Here is a 15,926-nt window from a genome sequence, read left to right on the forward strand (position 1 = left end):
GCGCTGCGGGCGCAGGGGCGAGGGGCGGGCACGTCAGGCGTGCGGTGTGGGGGCGGGGGCGGGGTGCGGGGGGGGGGGGGGGGGGGTTGGGGTGGGGGGGGGGGGGGGGGGGGGGGGTGGGGGGGGGGGGGGTGGGGAGGGTGGGGCCGAACGGGGTTCTGGGGATGAGGGTGCCTGGGGGTGGCCGAGGCTGTGGATAACGTGCTGGGCGCTGATGTCACCTGCTGGATGTACGGGTGTGGTGGGCTTGCGGGCGTGAGCATGCGCGGTGTGCGGGTGTGCAGGCTGGCTGCTGGAGGCCGAGGACGACGGCGGGTGGCGGGCGGCGACGGCGAGCAAGGCCGAGGTGTGGGCGTCAAAGGACGCGCATGGCGGCAGAAGCTGGAGTGAGGCGCCGAGTGGGAGGAAGCCGGGCGCGAGGGGGTTGGAGGCGGTGAGCGCGAGGTTCAGGGGGCTGGGGGGCGAGGGGCCTCAGAGGTTGGGCGCCAACGGGCCTCAGAAGGCGAACCGGCAGGAGGATAGCGAGCTCAGGAGGCGCGGCGAGCGGGCCAGGAGGCGAGCGGAACCCAGGCGGGCCGACTCTGGGGGCGGTAGGTGCCAGGGGCGGGCCAGCCCTGCGGGGCGGTAGGTGCCAAGTGGGCCAGCCCCGGGAGGCGGTAGGTGCCAAGGGCGAGCCAGCCCCGGAAGGGCGGTGAGTGCCAGGGGCGGGCGGGCCGGGTGTCAGGGGGATGCAATGGTGACGGCCATCGCGTGGTCCCTCGAATGGTGTGCAATCCAAAGTCGAAGAACGACAGGCGATGGCCGCGGTCAACAGTGTGGCGTCAGGGCGACGGCCAGGCACGCCGGTTCGGGACCAGGGGCCCCGACTTGTTGGCAGCGGGTGAAGACCGGCTGAACAGGTGGGGAAAAGGGGCGACCCCCGCCGGGGGGGAGAGCGGGGGTCGCCTGATCGGTCCGGCTCCGGGGGGGTAGAGCCGGTCCCGTTTCAGAAGAAAGCTTTCATCACTACACCGGAGCCTGGCAAGGGACTTGCAAACCTATCCCGTGCAACGGCGCTCCAGTTCGGGCGATACCACCGTATGCTGCCCGATCGACGCGAGTTTCGTCGAGGAGCAATCTCGCATTTTCGCCAAGTTTTTTCGTCACCGGATAACGATCACATAAAGCCGATCACGTAGAGTAATAGTCACAGCTTGGTAACCGGGTACTCCAACCTACGGGCCGCCCACGCGCTGGAGCGCCATCCCACGCGCGGGTAAAGGTCTTGGTGCGAGGGGTTCCCATCAGGGCGGATCCGTCGTAGAAAGGTGACACGGACCACTTGTCCGGGTGCATCAGCCGGGCACCCACGCGCGACCAGCCGCGGGAGGCGCGTCGTGACGGGCTTGACCCGCTCCGACGGATTGAGGTGCACGCTTGGTAACCCGGTGTGATGCACCGGCAGACGGCGTTCCATGACTGGGACGCCGTCAGCTATGTCAGCAGCGCCGGAGGGTCGCCTCGCTGCCGGAGGGTTAGCCGCGCTGCAGGGCCTCACAGATCGCAGTCGTCTCGCGCACGCCGAGGGTTACCGCGGAGGCACAGTGTTGTACCCAGGCGGCGACGCCCTCTGCCGAGCCCTCAAGGTAGGCGCGCAGCGCGTCCGCGTACGGCAGCTCCAGGTGCCCCACCTCCACCGCCACCAGCGACTTCGGATCCAGGCCGTACTCGACGAGCGTGAGCCGCCCCGCCGAGCGGGCCACGATCCCGTCCGCCGTGCCGAACGGCCGTAGCACCGCGAGCTCGGCGTGCACCACTGCGGCCAGCACGATCGCGGGGGCCTTCGTGGGGCGTTCGAGGAGGTCTAGCAGGCCTTCCATACGGGCCACCGTGTCGGCCGCGCCTGGGGCCGGGCCTAGGGAGAGCAGGTCGGGGGCCTCGTCGGAGGTGCGGGGACGGCCGAGCGCCTCCTGCGGCGCGAGGCCGGCGGCGGCGACGGCGTGCAGCCGGGCGAGCACCTGCCTGGGCGCCTTCCGCCAGGTCGAGCCCATCCTGCCCATCTCCGCCGACGCGCGCAGCGCCCCCTGGACGAGCGGGTCGTGCACCTCGTCGCGGCGCAGGGCGTCCAAGGGCACGTCCACGCCCTCGACGGCGGCCGAGGCGCGCGCGCCGCGCAGGGACGACTCGGTGGACACCGCCGGGCTGGCCCGGCGCAGGACACGGTGGCGGTAGAGCCGGTCTACGGCCTGCCGGGCCTCGTCCACCGCCTCCGGGACGCCGGGGAGCTGGGCGACGACGGCCAACGGGTCTGGGTCACTCACAGGATCCGACCTTACCCGCGCGTTCGTGGCTGCCTGACCGAGCGGGCGGACCGTGACCGTCAGGAGCGAGGCGACCTCGGGTGGGGCTGGTCAGGTGGTGGGTGGAGCTGACCTGGTGTGCCGTCAGCAGCGCGTCGGCACGGTAGGCGGCGCGGTAGGCGGCGCGGTAGGCGGCCAGCGGACAGGGCGGCCACCAGCCTGGGCGGCCGGGGCGCCAGAGGCGACAGCGGCGGCTAGAGCGGCCGGGGCGGTCAGAGGCTTGGCCCCCGGCGCCCCATGCCCGGGCGGTCAGAGGCTCGGCCCCCCGCGCCCCATGCCCGGGCGGTCAGAGGCTCGGCCCCCCGCGCCCCATGCCCGGGCGGTCAGAGGCTTGGCCCCCGCGCCCCTGGGCCGAACCCACACATCCCCCAACCGAGCTGACGCTTGGTGGGTGGTAGATGGCGCAGCGTGACCGCCGCTCCCCCACGTACGCCAGAAAAACCAGCACGGACGGGGCCCATAAAGCACCCCTCATCCCCCCACCGCATATTCTCAAGATTTCAGGATGACAACATTTCAATAGCGTTTGTCATGCGCACGGATAATCATCACCCGCCCCCACCCACTCGGTACAGACCTGTCTAGACCTCTTGTGTACGACGGTCATGAGCTGGTGAAGTGGGACACGAACCTGACCAATCTGGCCATAGAAGGAGCACGATGGTGGCCCCGGAGACCGCTGGCAATGAGCCCCAGGCGCTGTCCAACCTGCTGAAGGAGAACCGCCGGTTCGCACCGCCGGCCGACCTGGCGGCGGCCGCGAACGTGACCGAAGCCGCCTACAACGAGGCCGCCGCCGACCGCCTGGCCTTCTGGGAGCGTGCGGCCGAGCGGCTGACCTGGGCCAAGCGGTGGGACACGACGCTGGAGTGGAAGGCGCCGTTCGCCAAGTGGTTCGTGGGCGGCGAGCTGAACGTCGCCTACAACTGCGTCGACCGTCACGTGGAGGAGGGGCGCGGCGACAAGGTCGCCTACCACTGGGAGGGCGAGCCCGACGGCGACACCCGCACCCTGACCTACAGCGACCTCAAGCGCGAGGTCAGCAAGGCCGCCAACGCCCTGGCGGAGCTGGGCGTGAGCAAGGGCGACCGGGTCGCCATCTACATGCCGATGATCCCCGAGCTGCCGATCGCGATGCTGGCCTGCGCCCGCATCGGGGCGATCCACTCGGTGGTGTTCGGCGGGTTCTCGGCGAGCGCGCTGAAGAGCCGGATCGACGACGCCGACGCCAAGCTGGTCATCACGGCCGACGGCGGCTACCGCAGGGGCAAGCCGTCGGCGCTCAAGCCGACGGTGGACGAGGCCGTCGCCGAGTGTCCGCAGGTGGAGCACGTCCTCGTCGTACGGCGTACCGGCGAGGACGTCGCCACCAACGGCAAGGACGTCTGGTGGCACGATCTGGTGGAGCGCCAGAGCGACCAGCACACCGCGGAGCCGCACGGCGCCGAGGACCCGCTGTACATCCTCTACACCAGCGGCACCACCGGTAAGCCGAAGGGCATCCTGCACACCACCGGCGGCTACCTGACGCAGACGGCCTGGACGCACCACGCGGTCTTCGACCTCAAGCCGGAGACCGACATCTACTGGTGCACGGCCGACATCGGCTGGGTGACGGGCCACTCCTACATCGTGTACGGCCCCCTCGCCAACGGCGCGACGAGCGTCATCTACGAGGGCACCCCGGACACGCCGCACCGCGGCCGGTTCTGGGAGATCGTCCAGAAGTACAAGATCACGATCCTGTACACCGCCCCGACGGCGATCCGGACGTTCATGAAGTGGGGCGACGACATCCCCGCCAAGTACGACATGTCCAGCCTGCGCATCCTGGGTTCGGTCGGCGAGCCGATCAACCCCGAGGCCTACGTCTGGTACCGCGAGCACATCGGCGGCGAGCGCTGCCCCGTCGTGGACACCTGGTGGCAGACCGAGACCGGCGCCATCATGATCAGCCCGCTGCCCGGCGTGACCGCCGCCAAGCCGGGCGCGGCCATGCGCCCGCTGCCCGGCATCGTCGCCGACGTGGTGGACGACCAGGGCAACGCCGTGCCGAACGGCGGCGGCGGCTTCCTGGCCGTGCGCGAGCCGTGGCCGTCCATGCTGCGCACGATCTGGGGCGACGACCAGCGCTACATCGACACCTACTGGAGCCGTTTCGAGGGCATGTACTTCCCCGGCGACGGCGCCAAGAAGGACGAGGACGGCGACCTGTGGCTGCTCGGCCGCGTGGACGACGTCATGCTGGTCTCCGGCCACAACATCTCCACCACCGAGGTGGAGAGCGCGCTGGTCAGTCACCCGAAGGTGGCCGAGGCGGCCGTGGTCGGCGCGACCGACCCGCTGACGGGCCAGGCCATCGTGTCGTTCGTGATCCTGCGCGGCACGGCGGAGGAGAGCCCGGACATCGCCGCCGAGCTGCGCGACCACGTGGCCAAGACGCTCGGCCCGATCGCCAAGCCGCGTCAGATCCTGGTGGTGCCCGAGCTGCCCAAGACCCGCTCCGGCAAGATCATGCGCCGCCTCCTGCGCGACGTGGCGGAGAACCGCAGCATCGGTGACGTCACCACGCTGGCCGACAGCACCGTGATGAACCTGATCTCGGAGAAGCTGCCGAGCGCCAAGTCGGAGGACTGAGAACCCCCTCATAAGGCCGCATGTCCCCACAAAGTGGGTCATGCGGCCTTATATAGGTACGCTTGGGGGCAGGTGTGCCGGGAAGTCTGGTCGGCGAACAAGCAAGGCATGCAGGCTTCGTGCCGATCCGACCCCAGGAGTTCCGTGCGTATCGAACAGTGGCCCTTCCCCACCGGCGCCCGCTATGCCCGCGCCCTCGCCGAGGCCCTGCGCACGGAGACGATCGGCGGCATCATCATGCTCGTCGCCGCCGTCGTCGCCCTGATCTGGGCGAACGTCTCCATGGACGGCTACGAGGCGCTGCGCCACGCCACGCTCGGCCCCATGGAGCTGTACCAGTGGGTCCAGCACGGCCTGCTGACGATCTTCTTCTTCGTGGCGGGGCTGGAGGTCAAGGAGGAGTTCGTCCACGGCGAGCTGTCCAACCCGCGCAAGGCCGCCCTCCCGATCATCGCCTCGCTGGCCGGCATGGTGCTGCCCGCCGTCGTGTTCCTGCTGGTGAGCTGGGGTGCGGAGGACGCCGCCAAGGGCTGGGCCATCCCCACCGCCACCGACATCGCCTTCGCGCTGGCCGTACTCGCCGTCACGGCCGGCGCGATGCCCGCCGCGCTCCGCGCGTTCCTGCTGACCTGCGCCGTCGTGGACGACCTGGGCGCCATCGCGGTCATCGCCGTCTTCTACACCGAGCACGTGAACGTCGCCCTGCTGCTGCTCGGCGCGGCGCTCGTGGCCGCGTACGGGCTGGCCCAGCGCCGCCACGTCACCAGCCCGTGGCTGCTCCTGCCGCTCGCCGTCGCCGCCTGGTACGCCGTGGAGGCCAGCGGCGTGCACGCCACCGTCGCGGGCGTCGCGCTCGGCCTGATGACCAGGGTCACCACGGCCGACGGCGAGACGCGCTCCCCGGCCGAGGCCGCCGATCACTACTTCCGCCCCGTTTCTGCGGGTGTGGCCGTGCCCGCCTTCGCGTTCGTGTCGGCGGGGGTGAAGCTGGACGGATCAAGCCTCGGCGCTATCTTTTCCGATCGGGTAGTTCTGGGAGTGATAGCGGGACTCGTACTCGGTAAGTTCCTCGGAGTGTTCGGCGGTGCCTGGCTGTCAGTGCGGCTCGGCCTGGCGAGACTGTCGGAGGAGCTGCACTGGCGGGACATGGCGGCGGTGTCACTGCTGGCCGGGATCGGGTTCACGGTGTCACTGCTGATCGCCGACCTGGCGTACGGTGACGACCGGCAGCGCGCCGAGGCCGTCACCACCGGGATCCTCGCGGCGAGCGTCATCGCGTCGATCCTGGCGGCGGTGCTGCTCAACATGAGGGTACGCAAGCGTCGCAATGCGCTGGATGATGTTTGACACGGCCACCAGGCCTCGATAGGAGACGTTCATGCCGCAGACTCCCGAGGAAGAATCCCTGGGCTCGCTGGTCGCCCAGGCGAGCAGCCACATCTCGGACCTGATCCGCTCGGAGATCGAGCTGGCCAAGGCCGAGTTCAGGTTCGACGCCAAACGGGTCGGCACGGCGGCGGGGCTGTTCGCCGCGGCCGCCTTCATGGCGCACCTGTGCCTGATCCTCGCCTCGTTCGCGATCGGGTTCGCGCTGGCCGAGTGGCTGCCGACCTGGCTGGCCTTCCTCATCGTGACCCTGTTCTACCTGGTGGTCGCGAGCTTCCTGGTGTGGGTCGGCACCCGCCGGCTCAAGGGGCTGGCCGGGATGAAGCGGACGACCCGTTCCATCAAGGACCTGAAGGAGATCGCCACGCCTGAGGAGCAGGCGCTGCCCGCGCTCAACCCGGATCGCGAGCCGGTGACCCGCGATGGCACCTGACGAGTCGGTCGTCCACATCGAGGGGCCGTGGACGCACCGCGCGGTGCACGCGGGCGGCACCCGCTTCCACGTCGTCGAGGCGGGGACGGGCCCGCTGGTCCTGCTGCTGCACGGGTTCCCGCAGTTCTGGTGGACCTGGCGGCACCAGCTCGTCTCGCTGTCCGCGGCCGGCTACCGGGCCGTCGCGGTCGACCTGCGCGGCTACGGCGGCAGCGACAAGCCGCCGCGCGGCTACGACCTGCCCACGCTGGCCGCCGACGCGACCGGGCTGATCAGGGCGCTGGGCGAGACCGGGGCGATCGTGGTGGGCCACGACTGGGGCGGCCTGCTGGCCTGGACGATGGCCGTGCTCGACCCCAAGTGCGTGCGCCGGCTCGTCGCCGTCTCCGCGCCGCACCCGCTGCGGCTGCGCAACGCCCTGCTGACCGACCCGTTCGGGCAGCTCAAGGCCAGTCGCAGGACGATCGGCTACCAGCTCCCGCTGCTGCCTGAGCGCCGGCTCACCCGGCACGACGCGGCGATGGTGGGGCGGCTGCTGGAGGAGCGGTCGCGGCCCGGGTGGCCGGAGCCCGAGGAGTCGCGTACGTACCGGGAGGCGTTCAGCATCCCCACCGTGGCGCACTGCGCGCTGGAGTACCACCGCTGGTTCGGCCGCTCCCAATTCAGGCCCGACGGGCGGCGCTTCGCGCGCGCCATGCGCACCGAAGTGGAGGCGCCCACGCTGCACCTGCACGGGGCGCTCGACCCGAGCGTCCTGCCGCGTACGGCACAGGGTTCGAGCCGCTACGTGGCGGCACCTTACAGGTGGCGGCTGTTCGAGGGAGCCGGCCACTTCCCCCACGAGGAGATCCCCGACGTGTTCGACACCGAGCTGCTCGGCTGGCTGACCGATCCGGAGCCCGACCGATGAGAGACCGCGACACCGAGGGCAGGCCGCGCAACGCCCGGCCGCGCGACGCCTACGGCCGGCCGCTGCCCTACGGGTCCCCCGGCATGCCCAGAGTGCCCGACGACTACGCCCCCAGCACCGAGCAGGCGCTGGCCGACGGGCGGCGGTTCCTGGAGGAGGGGCTGCCGTTCAACGCGCACGAGGTGTTCGAGGGGCGGTGGAAGTGCGCTCCTGAGGAGGAGCGGGAGCTGTGGCAGGGGCTGGCGCAGATCTGCGTCGGGCTGACGCACCTGCAGCGGGGCAACGGGCGCGGGGCGGTGACGCTGTTCAGCCGGGGGGCGGCCAAGGCGCAGTCGTACGGCGGCGCGTACGACCCCGTCGGCAAGGCGGCCTCCGCGCTCACGCAGGACACCGAGCCTGACGAGGCCGTGGCCCTGATTCTGGACAAGCTCCCCCGCTAAGGGGTCAGTGCCGCGCGACCGGCGATCAGCGCGAGCGTGGCCGCCGCCGCTCCCCGCACCGCCGTCTCCACGGCCTCCTCGCCCGCGCCGAACGTCCCCAGGTGCAGCAGTCCCGCGTGCCCGTGCGCGGTGGCGACGACGGCCATGGCCAGGGCCTGCGTGGCCTCCGGGTCGCCGCCTGACAGGGCGGTGGCGGCGTCGTGGAAGGCCGCCTTGACCGGCTGCATCGCGCGGTCCGCCGCCGGAGTGATCGTGCTCAGCAGCGTCTCGAACAGGGCCTGGCGCGTGGCGGCGAAGCGCACGTACCCTCGCACGACCGCCACCAGCCGCTCCTCGGGCGAGTCGCCGCCGCGTTCCGCCGTCACGGCCGCGACCAGCAGCTCACCGGTGCGTACCCCGACCGCGGCCAGCAGCTCGTCGCGGTCGGCGAAGTGCCGGTAGGGGGCGCTGACCGCGACGCCGAGCCGCCTGCTCGCCTCCGCCAGCGAGAACCCCTGCGCCCCCTGCTCGACGATCAGCTCCATCGCGGTGTCGATGAGCGCGGCGCGCAGGTCGCCGTGATGGTAGCTGTCGCGTCTGGTGGTACGGGGCACCGCATCAGGTTAGCGACAGGGCGTTCAGCCTGCCGATCTCGGCCTCCGTGAGCCGGAAGCCCATGGCGGCCGCCGCTTCTGCCGCCTGGCGGGGCTTGGAGGCGCCGGGGATGACCACGACCGTGTCGCCGTACCGGGTGATGACCCAGTTGACGGCCACCTGCGAGATCGAGACGCCGTACGCCGAGCCGATCGCGCGCAGCTCGTCGATCAGCGGCCTGGTGCGGGCCAGCCCCTGCGCGCTCAGCTCGCGGCGGCCGAAGAACCTGCGCATGATCGGCGCCGACCCGGCCAGCGAGGGGTCGTCGTGGAAGCGTCCGGTGAGCAGGCCGCCTTCCAGCGGCGAGTACGCGATGAGCGTGACGCCCAGCCGCCGGGCGGTGTCGAGGACGCCGTCGCGCTCGACGTTCCTGTGCACCAGGTTGATCCGCACCTGGTTGGCGGCGAGCGTGATGCCTTCCGCGGCCAGCACGCGGTGCGCCAGTTCGAGCTGGCGGGCGGAGAAGTTGCTCACCCCTACCGAGCGGATCCGCCCTGCCTTGAGCAGCCCTGCCATGGCTTTGAGCTGGGCGGGAATGCTCGACAGGGAGCCGGTGGGCATGTGGATCTGGTGCAGGTCCACGGGGAAGCCGCCAAGGTGGCGCAGGCGGTCGCCGATCGTTTTGGTGATGCTGGCGGCGGTGCGGCCCAGCGGCGCCCACTTGGTGGCCACCGTCACCTGCCCCGGCGCGACGCCGCACTCCTTCAGCGCGGTGGCCAGCAGCCGCTCCGAGTGGCCGTTGCCGTACATCTCGGCGGTGTCGAACCAGTTCACCCCGCCGTCGAGCGCGGCGCGCACGACGGCGGTGGCCGTGTCCTGGCCGATGGGCCTGACCATCCAGCGCGTCATGTTGGCCGTGCCGGCGAACTGCATGCAGCCCAGGCCGACGGGGGTGATCTCGATGTCGGTCTTTCCCAGTCTTCTCTCCATGTGATTTGCTTTCACATTGTGAGAAGCTATCACATTGAGGCATGCGAAAGAAGGAGCCCATCAGGATGGAGATCAGTCGCACTCCTGCGTGCTGGCCGGCGTCGTGTCGTTGCGGCCCGCCGAGGCGTCGGGGCCGACCTCCTCGGCCGTCAGCACGTAGCCGGTCTGCTCCTCGTTGACGGCGGCGGCGAAGATCACGCCGTAGACCTGGCCGTCCACCGTGAGCAGCGGGCCGCCCGAGTTGCCCGGCAGCACCTGGCCGCGGATCGCGTACACCTTCCGCCTGACCGTGTTCTCGCGGTAGATGTCGGGGCCCTCGGCCTCCACCTGGCCGCCGATCCTGGCCGGCTCGGCGGTGAACCCCTTGCCCTTCGGGAAGCCGGCGATGATCGCGTTGTCGCCGCGGCTGCCCTCGCCGTCGAACGCGAGCTGCGGCAGGTCGAGGCCCGGCACGTAGAGGACGGCGATGTCGCGGCGCGGGTTGTAACGCACGACCGTGGCCGCGTGGCGGTCGCCGTTGTAGTCGATCACCTGGAGGTCGCGGGTGACGCCGGCGACCACGTGCGCGTTGGTCATGATGCGGCCGCGCGAGTAGACGAAGCCGGTGCCCTCGATGTGCTTGTTGCAGCTCTCGGCGTTGCCCTGCACCTTCACGATCGCCTGCCTGGCCCGGCCCAGCTTGGCGCCCTGCAGCACGCTCTGGTCGGGCGGCTGCACGTCGATCAGCGTGCCCGCCCCGATCGCGTCGAAGACCGGCGGGAACTCCGAGCGGTCGATGAACTTCTTGAACGGCTGCTGCCAGTTGCGCGCCGCCTGCGGGATCGCGTCGTCGACCGTGGTGAGCAGCGCGGAGTTCTTCACCTGGTCGACGAGCGGGGCGAACGCGGTCGAGACGATCAGCGAGCCGATCAGCCAGGCGATCACCAGCACCGACAGCGCGCTGGCGAACGTGCCGCCGATCGCGTCGGCCATCTTGGCCGGCTCCCACGTGACGTGGCTGCGCACCACGGCGCCCAGCGTGGAGGAGGCGAACTGCCCGATGGTGGCCGACAGGAACACGATCACGATGGCCAGCAGCGCCTGCGGCGTGTCACCGTCGACGACCGCCTTGGACACGGGAGGCGCGATGAAGACGCCCAGCACGGCACCGCCCACGAACCCCACGAAGCTCATCGCCCCGATGATGAAACCCTGCCGGTAACCCGAGATGCCGAAGGCGATCACGAGGCCGATCAAGATGAGGTCAAGCAGATCACCGCGCACGCTTCAAAGGTAACCAGCGATACGGTCAAGTGTGCACGTCTTCGATCAGGACGGCGTCACTCACCTGGCTATCTTGAGCGGTATGCCGCCGGACGAGGGAACAGTGCGCGAACTCATCCAGGCTGCGCTGCGCGACACCGATCCTGACGGCCCACTGCGCTGGCACGTCATCTCGTTGCTGCGTCAGCGGGGCGACCTGGAGTCGTTCATCGAGGCCAGGCGGCTGTGCGCCGCCGACACCGTCGCCGAGCGGCTGCTCGGCGTGGACATCATGGGCATGTTGCGGCCCTTCGTGGACCGGACGCTGCCGGTGCTGCGCTACCTGGCCGCCAGCGAGGACGACGCCATGGTGCTGTACTCGGTGCTGATCGCGTTCGGTCATCTGGCCGACCCGCGGTCGCTGCCGTCCGTGATCGACCTGGCCCGTCACATCGACCCGCGGGTGCGGTACGGGGCCGCGTACGCGCTGCAGCACGTGCTCGGGGATCCGCCCGACAGGGCGGGACTCGCGACGCTGCGCACGCTGGCCACCGACAGCGACGCCGACGTGGCCGGATGGGCCTCGCTCGGGGTCGCGCTGAGGTCGGCTCACTAACCGGTACGTGAGGCGAGCCGCACCACGTCGGGCGGCAGGTCCTCCATGCGCTCAGGGTCCCACGGACGTTCGAGCCCGCCCTCGCGCAGCACAGTGTCCAGAATCATCGCCGTGAACCCCCACACCAGCATCCCGCGCACCCGGAACGCGGGCCCGGCCGTGCCACGCGGATGCCGCAGCGTCACCCGGTTCACCGGATCGACCAGCTCGGCGATCGGCACCCGCTCGACCGAGTCGACCTCGTCGGGCGAGGCCGCGTGCACCGCGGACGGCTCGCGCCACCAGGCGATCACGGGCGTGACCCGGTTGTCGCTGTAGGGCAGGTACAGCTCGGGCATCGTGCAGATCACGTGCACCCCGCGCGGGTCGGCCCCGGTCTCCTCCTCGGCCTCCCGCAGCGCGGCCTCGATCGGCCCGGCGTCCTCGGGATCCACGCCGCCGCCCGGGAAGGCCGGCTGCCCGGCGTGCCTGCGCCCGCGCGTGCTGCGCTGGATGAGCAGCACGTCAGGGCCGTGCGGCCCCTCGCCGAACAACATCAGCACCGCGGCCTCGCGCCCGCGCCCGTCCGGGGGCCGGAGGGGTACGGGAACGCGGATCCGCTGCGCTTGCGCCGCCAGTCTCTCCAGCCAGTCGGGCACTTGGGTCACGCATCCTCCAACACGCCGGGGCGCGAATGACTTCCCTGATCAGGAGAACGGGCCGGACCTGACGAGCTTGCGCGCCTCGGCCTCGCCTGTCGGGCCGGTGCCGTACGAGGGGCAGAGCGCCGCCAGCGGGCACACGCCGCACGCGGGCCGCCGGGCGTGGCAGATGCGGCGGCCGTGCCAGATCACCCGGTGGGAGAAGATCGTCCAGTCGCGCTTGGGCAGCAGCTCGGCCACGACGTGCTCGATCTTGACGGGGTCGGTCTCCTCGGTCCAGCCGAAGCGGCGCACGAGCCGCTGGAAGTGGGTGTCGACGGTCAGGCCCGGCACGTCGAAGGCGTTGCCCAGCACCACGTTGGCCGTCTTGCGGCCCACGCCCGGCAGCGTGACCAGGTCTTTCAGCTTGGCGGGCACCTCGCCGCCGTACCGGTCGCAGACCGTCTGCGCCATGCCGATGATGCTGTTGGTCTTCGCACGGAAGAAGCCGGTCGAGCGGATGATCTCCTCCATCTCCTCCCGGTCCGCGGCGGCGTAGTCCTCCACCGTCGGATATTTCGCGAAGAGGATGGGGGTGACCATGTTGACCCGCTTGTCCGTGCACTGCGCGGAGAGGATGGTCGCGACCAGCAGCTCCAACGGGTTGCGGAAGTCGAGCTCGCAGTGCGCGTCAGGGTAGGTCTCCGCGAGGATGCGGTTCATCTTGCGCGCCCGCCGGACCAGTGCGAGCTGGGTCTCCGGCTTGCGCCCCGCCGCGTTCGTCGCCATGCCGCAAGAGTAGAAGCTCCCGGGAACGGTTGAACCCAAGACGAACCCGACCGCGTACAACCTGGCGCGACGGAAGGGGACGGCGACATGGGTGACCAAGGCTCCACTCTGGCGGAGTTCGTCAAGCAGACCGGGCCGCTGCGCGGGCAGGCGCTGCACCGGCTGGCCGTGAGCTGCGTGGCCGCCCTGGCCAAGCTGCACGCGCGCGGCACCGCCGGGATCAGGCCCGGCAAGGAGAGCGTGGCGCTGGGGGCGCGGGGGCAGGTGCTCATCGGCTGGCAGACCGCGCCCGCCGCCGGCGACCTGCCGGAGGCCGAGGACGTACGGGCCTGGGCCGACCTGGTCGTGTTCGCGGCCACCGGCTCGGAGGACGGCGACCTCCGCGTGCTGACGCCCGCGCTGCGCATCGCGATCCAGCAGTGCCGGCTGCCCGATCCGGCGGCGCGGCCGAAGTCGGCGGACGTGCTCCGCGTCCTGCTCAGCCGATCCATGGCAGCGGCGGTCGCCTCCGTGGACGACCTGCTGTCGCAGGCGAGTTGAGCCCAGGGCCAGGTCCGGTCACAGTACGGAAACGACGGTCCGGTACCTTTCCCCCGGGGCTCCACGCACCCGGGCAAGCCCAGAACACTCCGGCATTCCCATAACCTGTGTGTGCTGCCCAGAGTGGGGTGAGTCACAATGGCAGCAGAGGAGGCAGAGTGAACACCGAAGATGTGCTGGGCAAGGCCCCCCTGTTCGCCGCGCTGGACCGCGAGAGCGCCGCGGCGCTGCGCACGAGCATCACCGAGGTCCAGCTGTCGAAGGGGCAGACGCTCTTCCACGAGAACGAGACGGGCGACCGGCTCTACGTGGTGCTGGAGGGGAAGATCAAGCTTTCCCGCACCTCGCCGGACGGCCGGGAGAACCTGCTGAGCGTGCTGGGGCCGAGCGAGATGTTCGGCGAGTTGTCGTTGTTCGACCCGCGGCCGCGCACGGCCACGGCGACGGCGCTGACCGAGGTGCGGCTGGCCGGGCTGGGCCACGACGACCTGCGGCCCTGGCTGACCGGCCGGCCCGAGGTGGCGTTGCACCTGTTGCGCGCGCTGGCGCAGCGGTTGCGCCGCACCAACGACGTGCTGGCCGACCTGGTCTTCACCGACGTGCCCGGGCGGGTGGCCAAGCAGTTGCTCGACCTGGCCGAGCGGTTCGGCACGAAGACGGACGACGGGCTGCGGGTGCACCACGACCTGACCCAGGAGGAGCTGGCGCAGCTCGTCGGCGCCTCGCGGGAGACGGTCAACAAGGCGCTGGCCGACTTCGCGCAGCGGGGGTGGCTGCGGATCGAGGCCAAGGCCGTGGTGATCCTGGACATGGACCGGCTCTACAACCGATCGAGGTAGTCGAGCTGGGCCGCCACCGACATCTCGGCGGCCGGCCAGAGTGAGCGGTCGACGTCGGCGTACACGATCTTGACGATCTGGCGCGGCGTGCGGGCGCCCTGCGCGCGTGCCGCCCTGATCTGGTCGAGCCGCTGACGCCGGTGCGCGATGTAGCCGTCGAGCGCGCCGATCGGGTCGGGCAGCACCGGCCCGTGGCCGGGCAGCAGCGCCCGCGCCTCCAGGTTCTCCGCCGCGGCCCTGAGCCGGTCGAGGCTGCGCAGGTAGTCGGCCAGGCCGCCGTCGCGGGCGATGATGGTGGTGCCCCTGCCGAGCACGGTGTCGCCGGTCAGCATCGCGCGGTCGGCGGGCAGCCAGAAGCACAGCGAGTCGAACGAGTGCCCCGGCGTGCCGTAGACGTGGATCTCCAGGCCGCCCACGGTGACCACGTCGCCGTCGCCGAGGCCCTCCTCGCCCAGCCGGTGGCGGGGGTCGAGGGCGCGTACGGGCGCGTCCACCATGCGGGCGAAGCGGCGCGCGCCGCCGCTGTGGTCGAAGTGGCCGTGGGTGAGCAGGATCTGGGTGACGCGGCGCTCGCCGAGGTGGTCGCGTACGCGGCTGAGGTGCGCCTGGTCGTCCGGCCCCGGATCGACGACGATCACCTCCTCGCCGGTGCCGATCATCCACGTGTTGGTGCCGTCGAGGGTCATCGCCGACGGGTTGGGGGCGAGCAGGTTCTCGGCGTGTTCCGTACGGGAGCCGTCGGGCGTGCCGATCGGGATGTGCAGGCCGCTCATCGCGTCACCAGCCGCATCTCCCCCTCGATCTCCACGGCCCTTGGCATGATCGTCTCGATCTCGCGGGGCGCGGCCAGGACGTCGGCCACGCTGTCGTACGCGCTCAGCTCGGTCAGTGTGGCGTGGGTGGGCGGCATCAGGAAGAACTCGCCGTTCAGCGCCTCACCGGGGCTCCGCCACACCACCCTGTCGGCCTCTCCGCCCACGTCGCGCGTGCGCTGCCCCTCGGGCAGCACGGCGACGAAGAAGCGCGTGTCGAAGCGCTTGCGCTCGATCTCGGGGGTGATCCAGTGGGCCCAGGCCTTGAGCAGGTCGGCGCGGAGCACCAGCCCGCGCCTGGCGAGGAAGTCGGCGAAGCCGAGGCTGCGGTCGATGAGCGCCAGCCTGTCGGACTCCCAGTCGTCCCCCGTCGTGTCGGCGACCACGGAGTCGGGCCCTGGGCCCGCGAGGAGCACGCCTGACTCCTCGAACGTCTCGCGCACGGCCGCGCACACGAGCCCGCGCGCCAGCCGTTCGCCGGCCTTGAAGACCTCGCCCCACTCCGCGGGGGACGGCCCGGCCCAGGCGACCGCCTGGTCGGTGTCGCGCACGTCCACGGATCCGCCGGGGAAGACGTAGGCGCCCGCGGCGAAGGCCATCGTCGCCTTGCGCCGCAGCAGATAGACCTCCGGCCCCGGGCGCAGGAGCACCACCGTGGCGGCGTCCCGCGCCGGCACCGGCTGGACCCGGCCGGACAGGACGTCCCGCGCCCGGTCGGCGAGCTCGGCTGGAAGCGGCAATCCGGTCACATGACCTCCTC

At 71.2% G+C, this 15,926-nt stretch carries 16 protein-coding genes; 8 read left to right on the plus strand and 8 right to left on the minus strand.

Features of this window, described 5'->3' with window-relative positions:
- Positions 1-1,514: 1,514 nt before the first annotated feature.
- Complete coding sequence (locus FXF51_RS30320) at positions 1,515-2,300, minus strand: oxidoreductase (protein WP_148438112.1); 786 nt, start codon at positions 2,298-2,300, stop codon at positions 1,515-1,517.
- Between the two features lie 699 nt (positions 2,301-2,999).
- Here FXF51_RS30320 and acs point away from each other — a divergent pair.
- The 5 genes from acs (at position 3,000) to FXF51_RS30345 (ending at position 8,145) form a co-directional block, all read left to right on the plus strand.
- The gene (acs, locus tag FXF51_RS30325) at positions 3,000-4,976 is read left to right on the plus strand and encodes an acetate--CoA ligase (protein ID WP_148438113.1); all 1,977 of its coding nucleotides are present in this window, start codon (positions 3,000-3,002) and stop codon (positions 4,974-4,976) included.
- A gap of 144 nt (positions 4,977-5,120) precedes the next feature.
- Positions 5,121-6,323, plus strand: coding sequence for a Na+/H+ antiporter NhaA (gene nhaA, locus FXF51_RS30330; protein ID WP_262379935.1), 1,203 nt, complete (start codon positions 5,121-5,123; stop codon positions 6,321-6,323).
- A gap of 31 nt (positions 6,324-6,354) precedes the next feature.
- Positions 6,355-6,795: a phage holin family protein gene (locus tag FXF51_RS30335; protein ID WP_148438115.1), complete on the plus strand. Its 441-nt coding sequence runs from the start codon at positions 6,355-6,357 to the stop codon at positions 6,793-6,795.
- A complete protein-coding gene (locus FXF51_RS30340) occupies positions 6,785-7,705 on the plus strand; it encodes an alpha/beta fold hydrolase (protein WP_148438116.1) in 921 nt (306 codons plus the stop codon). Before FXF51_RS30335 ends, FXF51_RS30340 begins: the two co-directional genes overlap by 11 nt.
- Positions 7,702-8,145 (plus strand): DUF309 domain-containing protein, encoded by a 444-nt coding sequence (locus FXF51_RS30345; protein ID WP_148438117.1) that lies wholly within the window; start codon positions 7,702-7,704, stop codon positions 8,143-8,145. Before FXF51_RS30340 ends, FXF51_RS30345 begins: the two co-directional genes overlap by 4 nt.
- Here FXF51_RS30345 and FXF51_RS30350 read toward each other — a convergent pair.
- The 3 genes from FXF51_RS30350 to FXF51_RS30360 all read right to left on the minus strand — a co-directional run bounded on the left by FXF51_RS30350 (position 8,142) and on the right by FXF51_RS30360 (position 10,971).
- Entirely contained in the window at positions 8,142-8,738 is a 597-nt protein-coding gene (locus FXF51_RS30350; protein ID WP_148438118.1) for a TetR/AcrR family transcriptional regulator, read from the minus strand. The two genes, FXF51_RS30345 and FXF51_RS30350, sit on opposite strands and share 4 nt — an antisense overlap.
- Positions 8,739-8,742: 4 nt before the next feature.
- The gene (locus tag FXF51_RS30355; RefSeq protein ID WP_148438119.1) at positions 8,743-9,708 is read right to left on the minus strand and encodes an aldo/keto reductase; all 966 of its coding nucleotides are present in this window, start codon (positions 9,706-9,708) and stop codon (positions 8,743-8,745) included.
- A 72-nt stretch (positions 9,709-9,780) separates the two neighbouring features.
- Positions 9,781-10,971 carry a MarP family serine protease gene (locus FXF51_RS30360; protein ID WP_148438120.1) on the minus strand — a complete coding sequence of 397 codons (1,191 nt, stop codon included), beginning with the start codon at positions 10,969-10,971 and terminating at the stop codon, positions 9,781-9,783.
- Positions 10,972-11,053: 82 nt separating this feature from the next.
- Between FXF51_RS30360 and FXF51_RS30365 the strand changes: the two genes are divergently transcribed.
- Positions 11,054-11,566: a HEAT repeat domain-containing protein gene (locus tag FXF51_RS30365; RefSeq protein WP_148438121.1), complete on the plus strand. Its 513-nt coding sequence runs from the start codon at positions 11,054-11,056 to the stop codon at positions 11,564-11,566.
- On the opposite strand, the gene FXF51_RS30370 is transcribed toward FXF51_RS30365, so the two are convergent.
- Both FXF51_RS30370 and nth read right to left on the minus strand, forming a co-directional pair.
- A complete protein-coding gene (locus FXF51_RS30370) occupies positions 11,563-12,213 on the minus strand; it encodes an NUDIX hydrolase (RefSeq protein ID WP_148438122.1) in 651 nt (216 codons plus the stop codon). The genes FXF51_RS30365 and FXF51_RS30370 overlap by 4 nt on opposite strands.
- 39 nt (positions 12,214-12,252) lie before the next feature.
- Positions 12,253-12,975 carry an endonuclease III gene (gene nth, locus FXF51_RS30375; RefSeq protein WP_148438123.1) on the minus strand — a complete coding sequence of 241 codons (723 nt, stop codon included), beginning with the start codon at positions 12,973-12,975 and terminating at the stop codon, positions 12,253-12,255.
- 87 nt (positions 12,976-13,062) lie between these two features.
- On the opposite strand from nth, the gene FXF51_RS30380 reads away from it, so the two are divergent.
- A complete protein-coding gene (locus FXF51_RS30380) occupies positions 13,063-13,515 on the plus strand; it encodes a hypothetical protein (protein WP_148438124.1) in 453 nt (150 codons plus the stop codon).
- 158 nt (positions 13,516-13,673) lie between these two features.
- On the plus strand, positions 13,674-14,354 hold the full coding sequence (locus FXF51_RS30385) for a Crp/Fnr family transcriptional regulator (protein WP_043629901.1): 681 nt from the start codon (positions 13,674-13,676) through the stop codon (positions 14,352-14,354).
- Here FXF51_RS30385 and FXF51_RS30390 read toward each other — a convergent pair.
- Both FXF51_RS30390 and FXF51_RS30395 read right to left on the minus strand, forming a co-directional pair.
- The gene (locus FXF51_RS30390; RefSeq protein WP_148438125.1) at positions 14,336-15,127 is read right to left on the minus strand and encodes an MBL fold metallo-hydrolase; all 792 of its coding nucleotides are present in this window, start codon (positions 15,125-15,127) and stop codon (positions 14,336-14,338) included. The genes FXF51_RS30385 and FXF51_RS30390 overlap by 19 nt on opposite strands.
- Positions 15,124-15,906, minus strand: coding sequence for an NUDIX hydrolase (locus tag FXF51_RS30395; RefSeq protein WP_148438297.1), 783 nt, complete (start codon positions 15,904-15,906; stop codon positions 15,124-15,126). Before FXF51_RS30395 ends, FXF51_RS30390 begins: the two co-directional genes overlap by 4 nt.
- Between the last annotated feature and the right edge of the window lie 20 nt (positions 15,907-15,926).

The sequence above is a fragment of the Nonomuraea sp. PA05 genome (genome assembly GCF_008086045.1).
Taxonomy (GTDB): Bacteria; Actinomycetota; Actinomycetes; order Streptosporangiales; family Streptosporangiaceae; genus Nonomuraea; species Nonomuraea monospora.

Excerpts from the sequence above, each read along its gene's own strand:
- acs (WP_148438113.1), top strand. The coding sequence starts at position 3,000 with ATGGTGGCCCCGGAGACCGCTGGCAATGAGCCCCAGGCGCTGTCCAAC.
- FXF51_RS30335 (WP_148438115.1), top strand. The coding sequence starts at position 6,355 with ATGCCGCAGACTCCCGAGGAAGAATCCCTGGGCTCGCTGGTCGCCCAG.
- FXF51_RS30340 (WP_148438116.1), top strand. The coding sequence starts at position 6,785 with ATGGCACCTGACGAGTCGGTCGTCCACATCGAGGGGCCGTGGACGCAC.
- FXF51_RS30345 (WP_148438117.1), top strand. The coding sequence starts at position 7,702 with ATGAGAGACCGCGACACCGAGGGCAGGCCGCGCAACGCCCGGCCGCGC.
- FXF51_RS30355 (WP_148438119.1), bottom strand. The coding sequence starts at position 9,708 with ATGGAGAGAAGACTGGGAAAGACCGACATCGAGATCACCCCCGTCGGC.
- FXF51_RS30365 (WP_148438121.1), top strand. The coding sequence starts at position 11,054 with ATGCCGCCGGACGAGGGAACAGTGCGCGAACTCATCCAGGCTGCGCTG.
- nth (WP_148438123.1), bottom strand. The coding sequence starts at position 12,975 with ATGGCGACGAACGCGGCGGGGCGCAAGCCGGAGACCCAGCTCGCACTG.
- FXF51_RS30380 (WP_148438124.1), top strand. The coding sequence starts at position 13,063 with ATGGGTGACCAAGGCTCCACTCTGGCGGAGTTCGTCAAGCAGACCGGG.
- FXF51_RS30390 (WP_148438125.1), bottom strand. The coding sequence starts at position 15,127 with ATGAGCGGCCTGCACATCCCGATCGGCACGCCCGACGGCTCCCGTACG.